The sequence below is a fragment of the Dinghuibacter silviterrae genome (genome assembly GCF_004366355.1).
GTDB lineage: Bacteria > Bacteroidota > Bacteroidia > Chitinophagales > Chitinophagaceae > Dinghuibacter > Dinghuibacter silviterrae.
The window spans coordinates 2,007,319-2,027,862 of the sequence record NZ_SODV01000002.1 but is presented as its reverse complement, the minus strand read 5'-3'; the positions used below and the strand labels follow the sequence as shown (position 1 = coordinate 2,027,862).

The 20,544-nt window shown below is 55.9% G+C and carries 17 protein-coding genes; 9 read left to right on the top strand and 8 right to left on the bottom strand.

The genetic code is table 11. The features are described 5' to 3' along the window. Positions 1 to 3: 3 nt before the first annotated feature. A complete protein-coding gene (locus EDB95_RS25495; RefSeq protein WP_246073783.1) occupies positions 4 to 1,098 on the top strand; it encodes a hypothetical protein in 1,095 nt (364 codons plus the stop codon). Here the strand turns inward: EDB95_RS25495 and fbaA are convergent. Further along, the gene (fbaA, locus tag EDB95_RS25490; RefSeq protein ID WP_133999330.1) at positions 1,095 to 2,162 is read right to left on the bottom strand and encodes a class II fructose-bisphosphate aldolase; all 1,068 of its coding nucleotides are present in this window, start codon (positions 2,160 to 2,162) and stop codon (positions 1,095 to 1,097) included. The genes EDB95_RS25495 and fbaA overlap by 4 nt on opposite strands. A gap of 72 nt (positions 2,163 to 2,234) precedes the next feature. Here fbaA and EDB95_RS25485 point away from each other — a divergent pair, with 72 nt between their 5' ends. The 4 genes from EDB95_RS25485 to smpB are packed head-to-tail and all read left to right on the top strand — an operon-like array spanning position 2,235 to position 6,235. Continuing rightward, positions 2,235 to 3,293, top strand: coding sequence for a class I fructose-bisphosphate aldolase (locus EDB95_RS25485; protein WP_133999325.1), 1,059 nt, complete (start codon positions 2,235 to 2,237; stop codon positions 3,291 to 3,293). A 40-nt stretch (positions 3,294 to 3,333) separates the two neighbouring features. Beyond that, complete coding sequence (gene accD / locus EDB95_RS25480) at positions 3,334 to 4,248, top strand: acetyl-CoA carboxylase, carboxyltransferase subunit beta (protein WP_133999322.1); 915 nt, start codon at positions 3,334 to 3,336, stop codon at positions 4,246 to 4,248. 14 nt (positions 4,249 to 4,262) lie between these two features. Next, the gene (locus EDB95_RS25475) at positions 4,263 to 5,777 is read left to right on the top strand and encodes a hypothetical protein (RefSeq protein WP_133999319.1); all 1,515 of its coding nucleotides are present in this window, start codon (positions 4,263 to 4,265) and stop codon (positions 5,775 to 5,777) included. 17 nt (positions 5,778 to 5,794) lie between these two features. Continuing rightward, entirely contained in the window at positions 5,795 to 6,235 is a 441-nt protein-coding gene (gene smpB / locus EDB95_RS25470) for an SsrA-binding protein SmpB (protein WP_133999316.1), read from the top strand. Between the two features lie 37 nt (positions 6,236 to 6,272). On the opposite strand, the gene EDB95_RS25465 is transcribed toward smpB, so the two are convergent. From EDB95_RS25465 to EDB95_RS25445, 5 genes are read right to left on the bottom strand one after another with little or no spacing between them, the layout of a single operon-like run. After that, complete coding sequence (locus EDB95_RS25465) at positions 6,273 to 8,777, bottom strand: DNA gyrase/topoisomerase IV subunit A (RefSeq protein WP_133999313.1); 2,505 nt, start codon at positions 8,775 to 8,777, stop codon at positions 6,273 to 6,275. 18 nt (positions 8,778 to 8,795) lie between these two features. Then, positions 8,796 to 9,182 (bottom strand): hypothetical protein, encoded by a 387-nt coding sequence (locus EDB95_RS25460; protein WP_133999311.1) that lies wholly within the window; start codon positions 9,180 to 9,182, stop codon positions 8,796 to 8,798. Continuing rightward, positions 9,179 to 9,565: an SMU1112c/YaeR family gloxylase I-like metalloprotein gene (gloA2, locus tag EDB95_RS25455; RefSeq protein ID WP_133999308.1), complete on the bottom strand. Its 387-nt coding sequence runs from the start codon at positions 9,563 to 9,565 to the stop codon at positions 9,179 to 9,181. Before gloA2 ends, EDB95_RS25460 begins: the two co-directional genes overlap by 4 nt. A 3-nt stretch (positions 9,566 to 9,568) precedes the next feature. Further along, entirely contained in the window at positions 9,569 to 10,477 is a 909-nt protein-coding gene (locus EDB95_RS25450; RefSeq protein ID WP_133999305.1) for a DUF1835 domain-containing protein, read from the bottom strand. After that, the gene (locus EDB95_RS25445; protein WP_133999302.1) at positions 10,478 to 12,382 is read right to left on the bottom strand and encodes a DNA topoisomerase IV subunit B; all 1,905 of its coding nucleotides are present in this window, start codon (positions 12,380 to 12,382) and stop codon (positions 10,478 to 10,480) included. Between the two features lie 314 nt (positions 12,383 to 12,696). Here EDB95_RS25445 and EDB95_RS25440 point away from each other — a divergent pair, with 314 nt between their 5' ends. The 4 genes from EDB95_RS25440 to EDB95_RS25425 are packed head-to-tail and all read left to right on the top strand — an operon-like array spanning position 12,697 to position 18,454. Continuing rightward, the gene (locus EDB95_RS25440) at positions 12,697 to 13,605 is read left to right on the top strand and encodes a transglutaminase-like domain-containing protein (protein WP_133999299.1); all 909 of its coding nucleotides are present in this window, start codon (positions 12,697 to 12,699) and stop codon (positions 13,603 to 13,605) included. Between the two features lie 60 nt (positions 13,606 to 13,665). Beyond that, the gene (locus tag EDB95_RS25435; RefSeq protein WP_133999297.1) at positions 13,666 to 14,289 is read left to right on the top strand and encodes a hypothetical protein; all 624 of its coding nucleotides are present in this window, start codon (positions 13,666 to 13,668) and stop codon (positions 14,287 to 14,289) included. 23 nt (positions 14,290 to 14,312) lie between these two features. Continuing rightward, positions 14,313 to 16,544, top strand: coding sequence for a patatin-like phospholipase family protein (locus EDB95_RS25430; protein WP_133999295.1), 2,232 nt, complete (start codon positions 14,313 to 14,315; stop codon positions 16,542 to 16,544). A 56-nt stretch (positions 16,545 to 16,600) separates the two neighbouring features. Then, positions 16,601 to 18,454 (top strand): TlpA family protein disulfide reductase, encoded by a 1,854-nt coding sequence (locus EDB95_RS25425; RefSeq protein ID WP_133999292.1) that lies wholly within the window; start codon positions 16,601 to 16,603, stop codon positions 18,452 to 18,454. Here the strand turns inward: EDB95_RS25425 and EDB95_RS25420 are convergent. Both EDB95_RS25420 and EDB95_RS25415 read right to left on the bottom strand, forming a co-directional pair. Then, the gene (locus EDB95_RS25420) at positions 18,451 to 19,497 is read right to left on the bottom strand and encodes an arginase family protein (protein WP_133999289.1); all 1,047 of its coding nucleotides are present in this window, start codon (positions 19,495 to 19,497) and stop codon (positions 18,451 to 18,453) included. The genes EDB95_RS25425 and EDB95_RS25420 overlap by 4 nt on opposite strands. A 392-nt stretch (positions 19,498 to 19,889) precedes the next feature. After that, positions 19,890 to 20,543: a peptidase associated/transthyretin-like domain-containing protein gene (locus tag EDB95_RS25415; RefSeq protein WP_133999286.1), complete on the bottom strand. Its 654-nt coding sequence runs from the start codon at positions 20,541 to 20,543 to the stop codon at positions 19,890 to 19,892. Position 20,544 lies beyond the last annotated feature (1 nt).

Sequence of the window (20,544 nt, the reverse complement as noted above, 5' to 3'; positions counted from 1 at the left end):
GTTATGCAATTCAGGATGGACGCAGGTCAGGAGGCGGGCAAGCCGTCGCGTAAAAAGCCTTTTTTCCCGGTACAGGAACCCCTGAGCGCCTATTTACGCAAACATGGGCGGGAGGTCAAACTTCCCGTGTCGTATAAGGACCTGCTGCACTTCCGGACCAGCATACCGCTCAAGGACAAAAGAGGCAACGATACGCTTTGGGAGACCTGTTCGTATGACCTTCGGGAGTGGGAATACCTGGCGGAAAAACTGGTTTTTATCTATGCAATATTAAAAACGGAAGGAGACCTTACTTTTGCAGGGCATCTGAATGTCGCGCGCATCGATTTTTGCCGGTTTGGGAACTCGCAGCCCTTCCGGATCCGGATCGTCAATAAATACAACGACAACTACGACCATTATTACATCAAGGTGGCGGACGCCTCCCGCATCTATGGGTTGGAGCTGGAGCACCTGTTGTCCCCGAACCGGATCACGTTTCTCACCAGCCGGACGACGCTGGTGGAGGAGCACATTCCGGGGATACCGGGGGACGTTTTCATACAGCAGTACCTGAACGATCCTTTTACGAACCGGATCAGGCTGGCTAAGGAATTCGTGAAGTTCAACGAGCGCTGTTTCGTGCGCCTGCTGGGGGACATGCGGTCGTATAATTTTGTGGTGGGGATCACCCCGGACATCGAGGACTATCAATATCGCATCCGGGCGATCGACTTCGACCAGCAGTCTTACGAGGGGAGGATGAACCTCTATTTGCCGCAGTTCTTCAAGGAGAACAATCCCTACGTGGAGCTGGTCATGAAACACCTGAACCGCAGCTCCATCGAGCAATACCAGGTGGAGGAACGGACCATCATGGCGTACCGGGTCGTGGCGTCGCGGTTCCGGTTGATGGAGCTGTTCAACATCATGGCCTCGGACGCCATCTCCAGCCCCGAAAAATTGAGCCAGCTCCGTGGGGAGCTGGCCCGGTATTTTAAAGCGCCTGTTTTCGAAAAGAGCAGGTCCATGGGGCAGTTGGTCAAGCGGCAGCTCAAGCAGACGCTCCAGAAGAACCTGATGTATATTCAGAAGCAGACGGGGAGCTTCAACGACTAGAGGTTCCGCCCGACGCAGTTCAGGTCGCCGAACGCCTCTTCCAAACGCTTCACGAAGTTCTCCTCGCCCTTGCGCAGCCATACGCGCGGGTCATAGTATTTTTTGTTCGGCTTCTCCGCGCCTTCGGGGTTACCCAACTGGCCCTGCAGATAGCCTTCATTCTTCTTGTAGTACATGAGCACCCCCTCCCAGAACGCCCATTGCATGTCGGTGTCGATGTTCATTTTGATGACGCCGTAGTCGAGGGTTTCGGTGATCTGGTGTTTGGGGGAGCCGCTGCCGCCGTGGAAAACGAAGTAGACAGGTTTGTCACCGGTCTTGTAGTGTTCCTGGATGTAGGTCTGGCTGTTGCGGAGGATGTCGGGGCGCAGCTCGACGTTGCCGGGGCTGTAGACGCCGTGGACGTTCCCGAAGGAGGCGGCCACGGTAAAGAGGGAGCCGATCTTGGAAAGGGCTTCGTAGGCTTCGGCTACTTCCTGGGGTTGGGTATAGAGCTTGCTGTTTTCCACGCCGCTGTTGTCAACGCCGTCTTCTTCACCGCCGGTCACGCCGAGTTCGATTTCCAGGCTCATGCCCAGGGCGTTGATGCGTTTGAAGTATTCGGTGGAGATCTCGATATTTTCGTGGAGGGGCTCCTCGCTGAGGTCCAGCATGTGGGAGCTGAACAGGGGTTGCCCGTTCTTTTGTTTGTATTCTTCACCGGCTTTGAGCAGGCCGTCGATCCAGGGCAGCCATTTTTTGGCGGCGTGGTCGGTGTGGAGGACGACGGGTACGCCGTAGTAGCGGGCGACGTTGTGTACGTGCAGGGCGCCGCTGATGGCTCCGGCGATATTGGCCTGAAGGTGGTCGTTGGGCATACCTTTGCCGGCCACAAACTGGGCTCCGCCGTTACTAAACTGGATGATGACCGGGGAATTCACCTTGGCGGCGGTTTCCAATACGGCGTTGATCGTATTGGTGCTGATCACATTAACGGCCGGCAAGGCGAACTTGCCGGTCTTTGCGTCTTCGTATAACGCGCTTAATTCATCGCCGAACAAGACGCCGGCACGGTACTTAGCCATGTTGTATTACAAATTTTGTCAATTAAAAAAAAGCGTCGCTAAGATACTATATTTGGGGACAAAACACCCTCTATGTCGTTCTCTAAAATTTCAGAATTATTGGGAGAAAAAGCAGCCTACCTGCTGGATCATAAGTGTACAACCGTTCCAAAAGAAGGTCTGCACCTGCCTTCTCCCGACCATGTAGAAAGAATTTGGACCAACAGCGACCGCAATAACCAGACCCTGCGCAGCCTCCAGATCCTGCTGGACCACGGCCGCCTGGGCGGGAGCGGCTATTTGTCCATCTTCCCGGTAGACCAGGGCATAGAGCACAGCGGCGGTTCCGCCTTTGCCCCCAATCCGATGTATTTCGACCCGGAAAATATCATCCGGCTGGCCGTGGAAGCGGGTTGCAGCGCCGTGGCCTCGACCTTTGGCGTGTTGGGCATCATGAGCCGGAAGTATGCGCACCGCATCCCTTTTGTGGTGAAGATCAACCACAATGAATTTTTGAGTTACCCTAACCGTTACGATCAAACGCTTTTCGGGACCGTACGCAGCGCCTGGAACATGGGCGCCGTTGCGGTGGGCGCGACCATTTATTGGGGCAGTGCCGAGAGCGACCGTCAGCTCAAAGAGATCGGGGAAGCCTTCGAACTGGCCCACGAGCTGGGCATGGCGACCATCCTCTGGTGTTATACGCGTAACGCCGCCTTCAAGGTGGACGGCGTCGACTATCATACCTCAGCGGACCTCACGGGTCAGGCCAACCACCTTGGCGTGACGCTGCGGGCCGACATCATCAAACAAAAATTACCCACCAACAACGGCGGCTACCTGGCGCTCAAATTCGGCAAAACGTCTCCGTTGGTGTACGAAAAACTGACCACCGACCACCCCATCGATCTTTGCCGTTACCAGGTGCTGAACTGCTACAGCGGGCGCGTGGGCTTGATCAATTCCGGCGGGGAATCCAAGGGCGCCTCGGACATGGCGGAAGCCGTCACTGCGGCCGTCGTCAACAAACGCGCCGGCGGGATGGGCATGATCATGGGACGCAAGGCTTTCCAGCGGCCTTTCAACGAGGGTGTCGACATTATACAGGCGGTACAAGATGTGTATTTAGAGAAAAAAGTTACCGTCGCATAGGAAAAATCCCGACATTAGCGGTTTAAAAAAGGAGCTAGCGATGTCCCAACATGAGGAGGATTTCGAAGTAAACCTTACCGGAGAGGAAGGCCAGTCTGAAGAATCGAAGACCCGATGGTTTAAGCGGATCAAGAAGGGGATCCAGACCAGCACCGCAGAGAAAAAGGAAGTGCCGGAGGGATTGTGGACGAAATGTCCGCAGTGTAAGTATACCTGCACGATGATCGAACTGAGGGAAAGCTGGTTCGTTTGTCCGCAATGCAACTACCACCATCGCATCGGCAGCGCCGAATATTTCGAGCTGTTGTTCGACAACAAGGAATATACAGAACTTTTCGCGGACATCCGCTCCAAGGACTTCCTGGGTTTTACGGACCTCAAACCTTATAGCAAGCGCCTGGAGGAGGTGTGGCGTAAAACAGACCTCAAGGACTCCATACGCGTTGCCACGGGCAAAATGGCGTGTGAAGGAATTGTTGTGGCCTGTATGGACTTCGAGTTCATCGGGGGCTCCCTGGGCAGCGTGATGGGGGAAAAGATCGCCCGTTCCGTGGATTACTGCCTGCACCACCGTCTTCCGCTGCTGATCATCTCCAAATCCGGGGGCGCCCGTATGATGGAAAGCGCTTTTTCCCTGATGCAAATGGCCAAAACCATCGGTAAGCTGACCCAGCTGGCGGAAGCAAAGCTCCCCTACATCTCCCTGATGACGGATCCCACCTTTGGGGGCGTCACCGCCTCGTTTGCAATGATGGGCGACCTTAACATCGCGGAACCCGGCGCCCTGATCGGCTTTGCGGGCCCCCGGGTCATCAAGGAAACGATCCGCAAGGAACTTCCCGAAGGTTTTCAACGAAGCGAGTTCGTCCTGGAACACGGCTTCCTGGATTTCATCGTGGACCGCAAGGTGATGAAGGAGCGGATTGCTGAGGCGCTGATGTTGTTCGCGCACTAGCTATACCCTGCATAATGAAGGCTTTCCTGTTCACCCTTTGCTTGCTGGGCAGCGCGTTTTTGCATGCCCAGGATACTGTTCTCCGTTTCCCGGTTCCGGACGCCGCGGACATCGTGTCCGCCCGTTTAGTGACACCCGCTTCCGGCGGCGCTTCCTGTCTTGCCCTGGACATGGGGCAGCAGCAACAATACATCCTCCTGGACAGCCAGTGTCAGGTCCTTCATCAGTTTACAGAGAAAGGGGATCCCGCTTCCAATATGTTTTTCCTGGACCGGGCCTGCCGGTTGGGCACAGCCGTCAGGGGGAATGTCTATCACCATTATTTTACCATACAATCGCCAAGACGGGAGGAAACACTCTACGACAAAGTGATCGATTTTTCATCCCATACGACCGAAGAAGTCCCTATCCTGAATCCCGCCCAAAGCTCGATCCGCATGGGCTTTTTCCTGGATAGCGAGGGCAAACCTTACCTCTTGTCGTCCTCACGGTATGGACACGCGTTGTATTTCGAAAGGCAAGGTCCGGGAGGGGACATTCTGCTTGACAGCATCGTGTTGGATAAGATAAAGCAACCGGCGTTGGCCATGGGCTATGTGCACTATGTTCCTGAAGGGAGTGCCCAACGGCTCGACCTCAATGCCGGGGCCACGCTGGCCTTTACACGCGGGCGTCAGCTGGTGCTGGTCGCCCAGCACCGGAACACCGATCCATGGTTCATGATCGTGGACCTCGAAACGTTCCAGGCGCATATCAAAGCGTTGTCGGCCCTGGCTGCCTTTAACGACATGGACACGACCCAACCCTTCTCCATTAGCGCCAGCATCTTAGGTGACAGGTTTTTTGTCTTAAAAACACAAAAGGCCCAAACCGACGTCGGAATCTTCCAGATCCCCAGCCTGGATATGCTGGGGGACGTGGCCTTGAATGAAACCAATGCGTCGTCTTTGTCACAAACGCCCATCCAATACAATTCCTGGCAATCGGGCAAGCACGACATCATCAACGACTATTCCGCAAAACAATTTTACCAGGACCTCGTCGCCAGCCGCGCCGGGCTGGCCGCCGGATATGATAAGGATGGGCGTTACGTGCTGACGTTCGGATACGTGTACGATCCCTGGAGCCGGTACGACGATCAGGGCAACCCCTTCTTTTACCTTGGACATTTGGGCCTGTCAGACGATCGTGCGCCCATGCCCGACAGGGATTTCGACCCACTCGTCTTTGGCGTCCATCCAAAACATGCCGCGGGATGGGATCCCCAGACGACCGACAGACACCATCCCCTTTACCCCGGGAAAATGTACTTCCACTCGGGCTTTGCCAAGGTTACCCTGGACCCCCAATCCCTGGAACCCGTGCGGGCAGCCGCACCGGCCGATGCGGAGGAAAACCTCTGGAACGTGGTGAGCCCTGAAAGCAAGACCCGAAGCCCCGTGCAGCACTTCCGGATATGCGGGCATTCTTATGCGGGCGCCTTCAACAAGGCCACCCGGATATACGCAATCTGGGAAATTCCCGAATAATTAGGACCTTTGCGCCCATGAGCACGATTTCGAACCGGGGCGCCTATCATGAATTCTTTATCGAGGATACCTATACCGCGGGCATGGTCCTTGCGGGGACCGAGGTAAAGTCCATCCGGGAGGGAAAAGTCAGCTTTAACGACAGCTATTGCCTTTTCCACAAGGGCGAGCTGTGGATCAAAAGCCTTTATATCGCCGAATATACTTTTGGTACCGACAACAACCACATCGCCACCCGGGATAGGAAGCTCCTGCTACACAAAAGGGAACTGGATAAGATCCAGGCGAAGATAAAGGAGAAGGGATACACCCTGGTTCCCCTGAAAATCTTCTTTAACGACAAAAGCCTCGCCAAGATGGAGATTGGCCTGGCCAAGGGGAAAAAGCTGCACGACAAGCGCGAGACGCTGAAGGCGAAGGACAGCCAGCGGGAAATGCAGCGTTACCTGAAGCGATAAAGATGGCGGCCCGGCGAAAACCGCCGGGCCGCCATCTTTAAAAGAGTTCCGCCTGGATATCGTCCGACTTCGTCGACCGCTGGTCCCACAACAGCGTCACGCCCTTCTTATCGACCAGCTTGTTGCCGAGGGCCCTCCAGCCCATGACGTCGACAAAACCGGCGATCTTGATCTTCTCGACATGGGGGTCGGTTTTCTTGCCGGTCTGGATCAGCACCACGGGGCTTTCCGCCGTGGTGACGAGCGCCACCTCGTTGCCTTCGCCTTCCTTGATGAAGAGGAATTTGCTGTTGAGCGTGGTGGTTTCGATCTTGAACCGTTTGACGTTGTATTGGGCCTTTTCGGCGTCGAGATAGACGGCGGTAATGGTGGCCTCGGGGTTGAATTTGCCGATAAAGATGACCTTTTCGGGCTCGAAGCGCTGGGTGGGTTCCTGGCTGGCGATCTCGTAGTAGCCGTCGTTGTAGACGACGAGGATGCGGTCTTCGGTGTCGAAGCTGCCAAGATAGCGGCCCTTTTCTTCAAGGCTGAGACGCCCAAAGGTGTCGTCGTACCAAAGCTTGCGGGCGGACAGGGTGGACTTGCCGGCTTCCTTGAGCTTTACGCTCTTGACCCCGTACTTGGTGACCTGGTTGCCCATCACGTTGCGGCCCTTGATCTCCAGCTCTTCGAAAAAGAATTCCAGGTTCTTATTGCGGGCGGGTGAGTTCGGGCTGAGCAGGATGGCCACACTTTCGGCTTCCCCGTTTGGATTGGCGGAGAAATAAAGCACCTTGGATTTGGGATCGCCCTTCGTGAGGTCGTATTCCTTGTCCCGGGTGACACCGGTGACGTTGAAGCGTTTGGCATACGTCACGCCGCTGGCGCCGTCGAGATAGATCATATTGTAGGTCGTGCGCTCGTCGTTCTTATTGAAGACGGCCACGTGGAGGATGTCCTTCCCGATAAAGACCTTGTCGGCCAGTTTGACGACCTTCATTTTGCCCGCCTTTGTAAAGGCAATGATGTCGTCGAGGTCGGAACAGTCGCTGATGAATTCGTCCTTTTTGAGGCCGGAACCGATAAAGCCGTCGGCCCTGTTGACGTACAGCTTGGCGTTGGCAATGGCGACCTGTTTGGCCTGGATGGCTTCGAACAAACGGATCTCTGTTTTGCGTTCGCGCCCCTTGCCGTATTTTTTCAGGAGGTTTTCATAATACGCTACGGCGAAGTCGACGAGGTTGGCGAGGTCGTGCTTGACCTGTTTGATCTCGGCGTTGATCCCCTTGAGCTGCGCGTCGAGCTCGTCGATATCCAGCTTGTAGATCCGGCGGACGGGCTTTTCGGTCAGCTTGAGGATGTCTTCGCGGGTGATCGCGCGTTTCAATTTGGGGGCAAAAGGAACAAAGGCCTTCTCGATCCCCGCCAGTACTTTGTCCCAGGTATCGTAACGCTTTTCTAATTCCTTGTATATTTTTTCCTCAAAAAATATCTTCTCCAAAGAAGTATAGTGCCACTTTTCCTCCAGCTCCCGGAGCTTGATCTCCAGTTCCTTTTTCAGGAGTTCCTTGGTGTGGTCCACCGACGCGGTCAGGAGGTCGTGCGCGCCCATGAAGCGGGGTTTCTCGTCCACGATCACGCAGGCGTTCGGGGAGATGCTGACCTCGCAGTCGGTAAAGGCGTAGAGGGCGTCCGTGGTGATGTCCGGGGAAATACCGGGCGCCAGCTCGACCTGGATCTCGACCTCGGCCGCGGTATTGTCGCGCACCTTTTTGATCTTGATCTTACCCTGGTCGTTGGCCTTCAGGATGGAATCGATGAGCTGGGTGGTCGTGACCCCGTACGGTACGTCCTTGATGAGGAGCGTCTTTTTATCCGCCTCTTCTATGTGTGCGCGGACCCGGACCTTGCCGCCGCGTTTGCCGTCGTTGTAGTTGGTGACGTCGATCATGCCCCCGGTATTGAAGTCCGGGTAGAGTTCGAACTTGCGCCCCTTCAGGTATTTAATCGCGGCGTCGATGAGCTCGCAGAAGTTGTGCGGAAGGATCTTCGTGGACAAACCCACGGCGATCCCTTCGGCCCCTTGGGCGAGCAGCAACGGGAACTTCATCGGCAGCGCCACGGGTTCCTGTTTGCGGCCATCATAGCTGACCTGCCAGTTGGTGGTCTTGTGGTTGAAAGCCACGTCCTGCGCAAATTTGCTCAAACGGGCCTCGATATACCGGGAGGCCGCGGCCTCGTCCCCCGTACGGACGTCTCCCCAGTTGCCCTGGGTGTCGACCATCAGGTCCTTCTGGCCCATGTTAACCAGGGCGTCACCGATGCTGGCGTCGCCGTGGGGGTGGTATTGCATGCTTTGGCCGATGATATTGGCCACCTTGTTGAATCGTCCGTCGTCCATCTCCTTCATCGCATGCAAGATGCGGCGCTGCACGGGTTTTAGACCGTCTTCCATCGCGGGTACGGCGCGTTCCAGGATCACGTAGGAGGCGTAATCCAGGAACCAGTGTTCGTAAAGGCCTTTCACGCCTTTGTCCTTAAAGTCTTCTTGTGCGTTATCCATTATCGTCAAATATAGTGTTTATCCCAGCTCCTCGGGCAACATCCAATACGTATCCCCCTTCCCGTCCGCCGTGGAGTTGAGCTCCATCATGACAAAGTCGGTGACGGCGATGACCTCGTGCCAGACCCCGGCCGGGATGACGATCAGGGCGGGGCCGTGGACCGGCTGGCTGCCGTGCGCGTCACCGCCGACGTGCTTCCAGTTGAGGAGGATGTCTCCCTTCATCAGGACAAGCCGCTCGGGGTTTTTACCCGGGTGGATGCCCTGGTGGAAGTGGCGGCCGCTGACGCTGCCGGCCCGGCGGTGGGTCATCATAAAAGGGCCGCTCCTGCCGCTGGTGTCGAAAACATAGGTGCCGCCCCGTTCGTCGAGGCCGATCTGCTCCATGGGGGTAACGTGAATCATAGTTCGTATAATTCCAACGGCAGGCCGTCGGGATCTGCAAAAAAAGTAAACCGCTTTCCGGTGAACTCGTCCACCCGCACCGGCTGGACGGCAACGCCCTTGCCGGTGATTTCCGCGGCCGCTGCATCCACATCCTCCACTGCGAAGGCCAGGTGTCTCAGGCCCCGGGCCTCGGGGTAGGATGGGCGCTCGGGTGCGCCGGGGAAGGTGAACAGTTCGATCACGTATTGCCCGTTCAGAGATAAGTCGATTTTATAAGAATCGCGTTCGGCCCGGTAGACCTCGCGGTCGATCCGGAAGCCGAGGACGCCGGTGTAAAAGGCTTTGCTGGCCTCCAGGTGGGCGGTGATGATGGCGATATGGTGGATGCCGGTGAGGCGCATGGGTCATTTCGTTGGAGGCGCGGCCGCGCCGGAGGAAGGGCCAGCGGCACTCGCCGTGCCGGCGGCAGCCGGAGCCCCCTCGGCGCCTTCGCCTTCGGCGGCCGGTCCGCCGGGCAACTTCACTTCTGCGGCGGTCCACCCTTTGGACAAGTCCCCAGTCATCTGCAGCGCCCCGGAGGCGACGAGCGTCCGCAACCGCCACAAGAGAAACGCATCCCCCGTCTTCACCTTCATCCGGTGCAAGGTATTCCCCAGCACGCGGCTCACCTTCTGCCACTGCGTCGTTATATTGGATAAAAGGTCCTTGTCAAAGTGGTCGTACGCGCGGCCGGCGATCTTTTTCCCGCCTTCGAGCAAACGGACACCGGCGTCTTCCTGGCACAGGCGTGCCCATTCGTCGGGGTCGATCTCGAATTCGCTGGGGGTGATCGGACGGGCGAGGCGCTTGGCCTTGCGGAACTCGGAGGGCTGGATCTCGAACAGGTAAACCGGGTAAAAGATCGTGCCTTTTTCCGTGAGAAAAGGAAGGTTATTCAGGTACAACACCTGTACCCTACCCTGGTAGTCTTTCAAACGGTTCACCAGCCAGTAGTAGCCGCAGACGTCGTGGGCGTTTTGGGCCATCCATACCCAGACCTCGACCGTGGGGTCGGCGTCCAGCACCTGGCGCAGCTTGTGGAGGGTCATCTGGTCGTCGGACATTCCCGAAGCCTCGGTGTAGGGCGTGAACTCGACCACGGTCTTCCACCAGTCCCGGCGGGTTTGCCAGCCATCGGGTGTATCCAAAGAGGAAAGCGGTCCCACCGCAAGGTCGTCATGGATCTGCAGGACGTCGCCCTGGAGGTCAGGGTCGAGCGCCATAGCCTGTTGCAGCACGTGGACGTCGGAGGTTTGGAAAACGATATGAATCATTTATTTGCCTGGAGCCTCCTCCAGCTCTGCCGCGTCCATTTCCACCCTGAGGTTGTTGATGATGAATTCCTGTCTTTCCATGGTGTTTTTACCCATATAATATTCGAGCAGCCCCTGGATGTGGTCGCCGTCTTCGAGGAGGACGGGCTGGACGCGCATGTCGGGTCCGATAAACCGGCCGAACTCGTCGGGGGAGATTTCACCGAGGCCTTTGAAGCGGGTGATCTCGGGTTTGCCGCCAAGCTTTTTGATGGCGGCCTGTTTTTCGGCCTCGTCATAACAATAAATGGTCTCCTGTTTATTGCGAACCCGGAAAAGCGGGGTTTCAAGGACGGACACGTGTTGTCTTTTGACGAGGTCGGGGAAAAATTGCAGGAAGAAGGTCATCATCAGCAAACGGATGTGCATACCGTCGACGTCGGCATCGGTGGCGATGATGATCCTGTTGTAGCGAAGCCCTTCGAGCCCCTCCTCGATGTTGAGGGCGTGTTGCAGGAGGTTAAACTCCTCGTTTTCGTAGACCACCTTTTTGGTCAGGCTGTAACAGTTGAGGGGTTTACCGCGGAGCGAAAACACCGCCTGGGTATCGACGTCCCTGGACTTGGTGATGGACCCGCTGGCGGAGTCGCCTTCAGTAATAAATATGGTGGTTTGTTGCTGGCGCTCGATGAACTCCTCCTTGCCGCGGCCCGGGGGTTCGTCGTCCAGGTGGACCCGGCAGTCTCGCAGTTTTTTGTTGTGGAGGTTGGCCTTTTTGGCGCGCTCGTTGGCGAGCTTTTTGATCCCCGCGAGCTCTTTGCGTTCGCGTTCGCTTTGCTCGATCCGCTTTTTGAGCGCGTCGGCGGAGGTGGGATTTTTGTGGAGGTAGTCGTCCAGCGCCTTTGCGAGGAAGTCACCCACAAAGTTTTTCATGCTCGGACCGCCGTCGAAAACGTTGAGGGAGCCGAGCTTTGTTTTGGTTTGGGACTCGAAGACAGGTTCCTGGACGCGGACCGAGACGGCCGCCACGATGCTTTGGCGGATGTCCTGGACGTCATAGTCCTTTTTATAAAAATCACGGATGGTTTTTACAAAACCTTCCCGGAAGGCCTGCTGGTGCGTCCCGCCCTGGGTGGTGTATTGACCGTTGACAAAAGAATAGATGTCTTCGCCGTAGTCGTTGTTGTGGGTCAGGGCCACCTCTATGTCGTTCCCTTTGAGGTGGATGATGGGATAACGGATCTCGTCAGGGTTGGACTTCCGCTGGAGCAGGTCCAGGAGACCGTTTTTGCTGACGTATTTTTTCCCATTAAACTGGATGATCAGCCCGGCATTCAGGTAGCAATAGTTCCAAAGCTGGTTGTCCAGGTATTCGTGGACGAAGTGGAAGTTCTTAAATACGGTTTCGTCCGCGATAAAGGTGACTTGGGTACCGTTGGGCTCGTTGGTTTTGGCCTCCTTGTGGTCCTTGGTCAGCTCACCCCTTTGGAATTCGGCGACCTTCGACTTCCCGTCCCGGATACTCTCCACTTTAAAATAGCTGCTCAAAGCATTCACCGCCTTGGTACCCACCCCGTTCAGCCCCACCGACTTCTGGAAAGCCTGGCTGTCGTATTTGGCGCCGGTATTGATCTTCGAGACCACGTCGACCACTTTTCCCAGGGGGATACCCCGACCGAAGTCCCTGACGGTCACCGTCTTACCTTCAATGGTCAGGTCGACCTGTTTGCCATAGCCCATCGTGTGCTCGTCGATGCAGTTGTCGAGCACTTCCTTGAGGAGCACATAAATCCCGTCGTCCGGGCTGGTTCCGTCGCCCAGCTTCCCGATATACATCCCCGGACGAAGACGGATGTGCTCCCTCCAGTCCAGGGACCGGATGGAGTCTTCCGTGTAATTGAATAAGTCTTTATTATTATCAGCCATACTAAAATTCTTAGTAATAACACCCGGGGCAAATATAATACATGGAGGTATTCGGCCCACTTTTTGGTTATCAACAAAGGTGAACAGCGCAAAGGGCGCCTCCGGCGCCCTTTAAAATCATGAGCGGTACGGTTGCGGCGGACTAAATTGTCCGCTTAGTCCGCCGCAACCGTACTTCTACCTGGTCGGAGCAAAAATCTGTTAATAAAAAGTTACCGGTCTGATGTTTTTATCCGTTTTTCTACGTACATTCATTAACGAACAAGTAACCAAGTTAGCCCGGTACCCTATTATCCAATAAACGAAGAACCGTTATGAAAGCGACAAATTCCCTCTACGAAAACACTAAAGTCTTTCTTTCGGAAATATTCGGTTTCCTCGCCCTCCTTCCTTTGGGCCTGTTAATCAATCGGTTTTTACCCAATGTTCAGATCCACCACTTCGTGGTGACCATGATTTTTTCCTTCCTGGTGGCCCTGGTCGTCATCCGGATCATGATCGATCTGTTCCGCCCGTTGGTGATCCCCGCCACCCTTTTACTTTTCTCCGTATTGGTATACAATCAGTTATCTGGGGGCTACACCCTCGTTAACGCGGTCCATGACTATAGCCACTATGTGACAGGCAATTGGAACGCCCGCGACCAAAAAGAAATTTCTTCTTTGAATGTCGTTCCGGACCTCTGGGGTGACAGCCGCACCCAACTGGCCGACACCCTGCGTTCCAGGGCTACCATTACCGATCCCATGGTCCGCAATTTCGCCGTAAAGCATTCGCTGGAAAGCTTTGACAATGCTTTTCCCAAATACCAGATGGTGGCCCGGGAGCTCTCCCTTTTTAAATACATCAACCACAACTTCAAATACGTCCCCGATCCGAAGGACAACGAATACTACGCCACCCCGAAAGAAACCATCCTGAACGGGTTGGGTGGGGACTGCGACGACCACGCCATCCTGATGGGCTCCTGTATGGAAGCCATCGGCGCCCAAGCCCGGCTGGTGGTAATTAAAGGCCACATGTACCCTGAACTGTATGTAGGGAATAAGGCCGACTTCGATACCTTCCAACAAGCCGTGCGGACCCTGTTCGCCGACGAGCACGTGGATCGTATCTTCTACCACGCCCACAACGGGGAATACTGGGTCAACCTGGACTACTCCGCTCCTTATCCCGGTGGTCCTTACCTGAACAACGAAGTTTATTTGGTCGCCAACCTTTAAAGGTTTGTTATAGTCCCGGGGTTTCGTTTAACCTCCGGGCACTTCCGGGGTCTAAGTGTTATGAGAAAGACCTGGATCCTCGCCCTTTTTCTGCTGGCCGCCTGTAGCAACACGCACATCACGTCTTCCTGGAGGAACGACAGGGTGCCCGCCGTGCACTACAGCAAAGTCATGGTACTCGCGATGGTACCCGACAACCAGCGCAATATCCGCCAGGCTATGGAACACAGCATGGTGGAACAGCTCCGCCGCAACGGTTATGAGGCGGTGTCCGCATTTCAGGAATTTGGGCCCAAAGCCTTTGAAGGCATGACCGAACAGGCGTCCGTTGCCAAGGCAAAATCCGACGGCGCGGATGGCCTGCTGACGATTTCCCAGACCGACCATCGCCGGACGCGTCAATACGTCCCGGGCACCATCTATCCCAGTCCCTGGGGCTGGGGTTGGGGCTGGGGCGGCGGCTACTATAGCCCCGGCTATGTGCGCAGCGCCAACTGTTTTGCCTGGGAGACCAATTTCTACGACGTGACCTCCGACAAGGTGTTGTACTCGGTCCAAAGCAATTCATTCGATCCCAGTTCCGCCAATGACCTCGCGGATTCCTATAGTAAGGAAATCGTCAGGGATATGAAGGAAAAAAGAGTGCTGATCAAGCTCTCTAAGAAAGACCTGGCAGACCGCTAGGGATAATCCCTTAATTTCAGGCCATGATGCATTTGCGCCTGGTCGTCCTTTTCCTCTGTTGCGTTTCTTTTTTAGGAGCGGCGGCGCAAACCCGTCCCCCGGTCGGCGTGACCCTTAGCGGGGGCGGCGCCAAAGGGCTGGCGCATATCGGCATCCTCAAGGCCATCGACTCGGCGGGGCTAAAGGTGGACGCCATCACGGGGACGAGCATGGGCAGCATCATCGGCGGGCTCTATGCCGCGGGATATTCCGCGGATACCTTGGAAAAGATCACGCGGGCCATCGACTGGGCCAGCCTGCTCAGCAACCAGACCAACCTGACCAGCCTGAAAATGGAGGAGAAGGACGAGTACGGCAAATACGCCCTGGAGCTCCCCTGGTCAAACCACGGGTTCCGGCTGCCGACGGGTTTGCTGGAGGCGGAGGAACTCTGGTTGAAGTTCAGCGAGCTTTTTTACCCCGTATACCAGACAAAGGACTTTACAAAACTGTCCATCCCCTTCAAATGCATCGCCACCAACATATCGGACGGTTCGATCGTGGTGTTGGACAAGGGCGAGCTGGTCAAAGCCATCCGGTCTAGCATGGCCATTCCCACGGTGTTTACGGCGGTGCGGATCGATTCCGTGATGTTGGTGGACGGCGGCGTGGTCCGGAACTTCCCGGTGCAGGAGGTCAGGGATATGGGGGCAAAAATAGTGATCGGGAGCAGCGTTGCGAATGGACTCCTACCCACCAAAAAGATCAACAACGTTTTACAGGTGTTGCTCCAGATCGCCTTTTTTAAAGAGGCGGAAGACAACAAACACCAGCAGTCGTTAACCGATTTATATATCTATCACCCGATGCTGGGCTACTCGGCCGCGAGCTTTGGACGGGCAAACGAGATCATCCAGCAGGGCGTGGAGAAAGGACGGGAGTACTATCCCGCTATCAAACGCCTGAAAGATTCCCTGGATGCCCTGTACGGACCGGAGCCCGCCCCGCAAAACCGGCTTCCCCTGGTGGATTCGGTCCAGGTATCCGACATCCAGATCCGTGGGCTGGTGAAAACCGACTCCACCTTTTTTGTGGACATGCTCGGATACAAGGGCCCCCGAAAGTATACCGCCCGCCAGGTCACGCTGATGGCCCGGAGGGTATACGGGACGCGGTACTATGGCAAAGTCATGTACTACCTGGAGCCCCGCCCGGACAGCACGGCCCTGCTGGTCTTCGAGGTGTCCGAAAACCCCACGACGGAAGCCAAGGTGGCGCTGAGTTATAATATTTTCTCCGGGGCCAACCTCATCGCCGACCTCACCACGCGCAACTACTTTACAAAGCACAGCCGGAGCCTGGTCACCTTGAGCATCGGGCAGACCTTCCGGATCAAGGGACAACACCTGCAATACTTCGGCACCCACAACCAAACGGCCCTCATCGCCACCTTTGAGGACGAAGCCCCGGAATACAATACCTACACCAATTTCGACCAGGACGGGATCTACCGGAACCTCTATGCAGTGGGCGACCTGCGGATCCAGCGCTCGGTCAACCGCATCGTCGCCCTGGGGCTGGGCACGCGTTTCGAAAATTCGGTCTTCCGGCCCGTGCTGACCTCTCCCCTGGTGCTCAAGGGCGCGGACAATTTCTTTACTTCCTATCCTTATTTCCAGGTCAATACGCTGGACCGCTGGAATTATCCCCGATCGGGCTCGAAGGTCAATGCCGAATATGACCTGACCTACGGGCAATCCCCGGACTTCGAAATCACCGACAACGGCGTCCGCGTCAACACGGACTCTTTGAACAAGAACGCCGCCGACTATACCCGTTTCTTGCTGGACGCTACCCAATACATCAGCCTCCACCGGAAAAGCACCCTTTTCTGGCAAACCCAGACGGCCGTGAATTTCCGCTACCAGGTCAACCGTGTCAACGACTTCATGGTTGGGGGCCTTACGCCTCAATTCCACAACCAGGTTACGTTTGCCGGGTATGATGAAGGCATGGTCTATACGTCTTCGATCAGCAGCCTCCTGTTGGGTTTCCGCTACGAAGCCCTGCCCCAGATATACCTGACGGCCCGGGAAAACGTCGGGGTCTACAATTACCTAAACGTCAAAGACCAGTTGGTCAGTCCCTCCTTCCTGTCCGGGTCTTCCCTGTCTGCCGGTTACGACAGCCCCATCGGGCCGATCGAGTTTAGCCTGATGTATGGGGATCAAAGCAGGAAGGTGCTGGGATACGTTAACCTCGGCATAAATTTTTAAGGGGGCTATGCGCCTTCGTTTGAATTCCCTATATTCATACCTAAAAGTATAGTTATATGCATTTTACCTTGCTGCTGCTCGCGCTTTTGCACGACACCCTTTTGGTCAACCCCGCTACGCCGCAACCCGGAACCCAGGTGACCGTACACTATACCTCGGAGGACAAGGCCCTGGCCAAAAAGCGCGAGCTGGCCGGCGGGCTTTTTTCCTTTAATAAAAAGAACAACATCCAGGCCCAGGACCTGTCATTTCACCGAGATGGGGACGGATGGACTGCCACCGGTAGCGTCCCGGATACGGCCACGGCCATTGTCCTGAGCGTGTTCGACCCCGCCGGAAAGCCCCTCAAGGTGGTCGCTTCCGGGTTGAACGGAGCAGACGGCCAGCCCCTCCGGGACGGCTACAAGGCCCTTGCAGAGGCCTACGGTAACTTCGGTAAGTTCGCCTTTGGGATGACCCCGGACAAGGACCGGGCGGACGGGTTTCAGCAACAGTATTGGGCGTCTCTTACAGAAGCCCCGACGGCATTCTACGATAAGGTGACCTACTACCTGGCGTATAAAAAGGATACCACCAGGGCCTTAAAGGAAATCTCCTCTCTCCCCCTGGATACCAGCGCTACCGAGTCGACCTATACCACCGCGGCCTTTATAGCCGGCCGGCAGCTCAAAGACAAACCGCTGTCCGATATCCTGACCAATCTTTTTCACCAGAAATATCCCTCCGGGGACTGGCTTAAAATGGACTTTTACCGGAAGGAATCGGCCGCTGTTGATGTTGAGGAAAAGAAAAAGATCCTCGACGCCTATAAGAAGGCCTTTCCCAACGAACCGCCGGCACCAGGGGGTGGAATGACCATAGGCCGGGCCATGAATCAAGGCATTATCTATGCCTATGCCGAAAAGGGAGATGTCAACGAGGCCGTCAAGCGCATTCCGCCCGATCTCCGCGGTTCATCCTTGGCGGCGTTGTACAACAACATCGCCTGGTCGGCCGTCGAGAAGGGCCAGTCGCTGGCAGAGGCCACGGCGCTGTCCAAGGCATCCCTGGATACCCTGACCGCCCTGGAGGCAAGCGGGGAAGGGAAACCCGCCTACTACACAAAGACACAATATGTACAGGAACTGAAAAATTCGTACGCCCTGTACGCCGATACTTATGCCTACCTGTTGTATAAGACCGGGGACTATAAAAACGCCTTTTCCTTTGAATCCATCGCCATGAAGATCGCGGATGCAGACAAGAGCATCGTGGGACGCTATTACTTAATGATGGAAAAAGTAGAAAAGCCCTCCAAGGTGATCGCCGGGCTGAGCACCTACATCGCCAAAGGCGACTACGATTCCTCGATGGTGGCAGAGTATAAAAGGCTGTACAACGGCAGCGGCAGCGCCGACGACGCCCTGGCGGCTCTGGAAAGCAAGGCCAAAGCGGCAAAGCAGGCCGAAATGATCAAGACGATCCTGAACGAGCCAGCGGCGCACTTCGTCCTCCGGGACCTGAAGGGGGACAAGGTTTCCCTGGACAGCTATCGCGGAAAGACCGTCGTGCTGGATTTCTGGGCGACCTGGTGCGGGCCTTGCAAGGCTTCTTTCCCGGCCATGCAAAAGCTCGTGGATAAACACAAGGCCGACAACAACGTCGTACTGCTGTTTATCGATACCTGGGAAAACGCCGACGACAAAAACAAAAACGCTTCCGACTTTGCGGCGGCCAATCCCTACACGTTCCACATCCTGATGGACAACGACAACGACGTGGTGGGCAAGTATAAGGTCGAAGGTATCCCGACCAAGTTCGTGATCGACCCGAACGGGAACCTCCGGTTCAAGGCGGTCGGGTTCAACGGGGATACGCAGGCGACTGTGGAGGAAATGGAGAGTATGATACAGTTGGCGACGAAGCCCTAAGCGGGCATGGCTTTCACGAAGTCACTCACCAGGAAGGCGATCAGCTTCCCTATGGTGGGATCGCGCCGCCCGTCTTCCGTCTGTGAAGCGCCTTCCGCGATGTGCAGATAAGCAGGCTGCAATTCCGAAGCCGTCATCCAAAGGTATTGCCGCGCCTGGAGCAGGTTGATGCCGCAAGGCGTCTGGGCACTGGCCAGCACGTTTTCGATCGCATCCAGGTCCAGCTCGATTCCCGTGAGCCCGATCTTAGCAAAGGTCATGGCGGTCTGGACCGCCTGCTCGAAGCTCAGGAGGCCCCGGAGGAAAATATCCTCGTAGGTCGTATACTGGATGCGCGTATTCTGGTAAAGGTCGTCCATCATGGACTGGCTGTTGTAGTTCTCGTGCAACCCGATCACCGCATACCGGTCGAGGAAATCCTCGTTCATCGCATACCGGAATGCATTGCCGCTATGCCGCCCCTCCTCTATCCGGAAATCCGCGTGGGCGTCCAGGTTCAGGACATTGAGGCGGGGACGGTCCATTTTTCCGTTTTGTCTCCACCCCTTCGCCGCTCCCTTGATGATGGGATAAGCATTGTTGTGTCCGCCACCCACGACCAGCGGGATCTTCCCGGCGGCCGTGACGTATTTGATGACCTCTTCCACTTCTTCGTCGACCACCCCGGAAACAGCGTGCCGGTAGGCCTGTAGCCCTTCCTCGCTGTTTTTGGCGTTCATTTCGATCGTCCGGCTGACCTCGCTGAAATCAAACGCGCCCAGGAGCAGGATTTCTTCCCCGCTAAACGTATCGGTGCTTTGGATGTTCAGAAAAGCGTCGATAAAAGCCGGCCAGGCCGTCGACGTCCCCCCCGTTCCCCCGTTGGCCTTTACGCCGATGTCCTCCGGGATCCCCAGCAACACAAACCGGGCAGGGGTTTTAGCCAGGGACTCCTTCCAGTCTGCCCCCGCGGTGCGCAGGCGTTCTCCCAGCTTTGTTTCGTAACGGCGGACCCTCGTCCCCTGCTGGAGATGGGTGGGGTGGTACTGTTGAAAATGGCGCATAGACAAACAATGTACCGGGAAAGGTATACATTTTCCGCCACTCTAGAAGTGATGCGTCACCTGGAGCGTATCCCCGGGGACCGGCGACAGGCTGTCCGTCCCCGCCGGAGTCCGGCGGCCATCCACGAAATAGTTGATCGCATTCCGGCTGTCGGGCAACAACCAGGCCGTTATCGTCGTATCGGCGGGCGGGTCGCCCTTAGCTCCACGCCTTCTTTCTGGAACCCATAGTCAAATGCATAAAACGGGGCTGTGCTGTCGGGTATATAATTTTGCGGAAACCCTTTGGAACCGCCCGAAGCAGGGTAGTAATCCAGCGCAAGGAGATACCCGTGCTAGCGCAATCTTGAGGTAGCGCATGAGGCGTCGTTTACTATAAAAACGCCAAAAACTCAGAACTGATGGGTGAATTGAAGCGTGTTATTAGGCAGGGGTAATAAGGTATCTATCTCCACCGGGGCGAAAAGGGACCCTTTATAATATTCGATATAATTCGGGCTGTTTGGCAAAACCTGGATGGTAAAAGCTGTATCGACAGGCAAGAGATCGGTGAATAAGTAGTCGGATACCCAACCTGCCGTAGATAGCACCCTGACCATCAAGGTGTCACTCCGGCTGTCTGAAATGGCCATGTGGGCTGGTTCTAGCGTCCGTCCTCTAAGCACCACGTCCCGCGGTAATGAATCTTTTGGGAAAAAGTAAGTGGACCCAACCGTATCCGGTATACATGCCCGTGTCAGGAAATTGATGAACGTGGCTGGGTGGTAATAAATCAACGCGAGTTGATAGGCGATGTAGTTCCCTTGTGGATGGTACCCGATCGAAAAATTTCCCTGGGCGTCGGTCCGGGCAGATGCCAGATACCCTGTATCAAAAACGGGCAATATTGAGTTGCTGCTTTGTACGCCGATCAGGTACACCGTAGCCCCTTGTATCGGTTGATGAAGCACTGAATCGTAAACGATTCCGGTAGCCGATACCCCTCCCCCCGGGTTTTTGTGGCAGGACACAAGGCACAACATCAGGATAATTCCGGGCAATCGCATG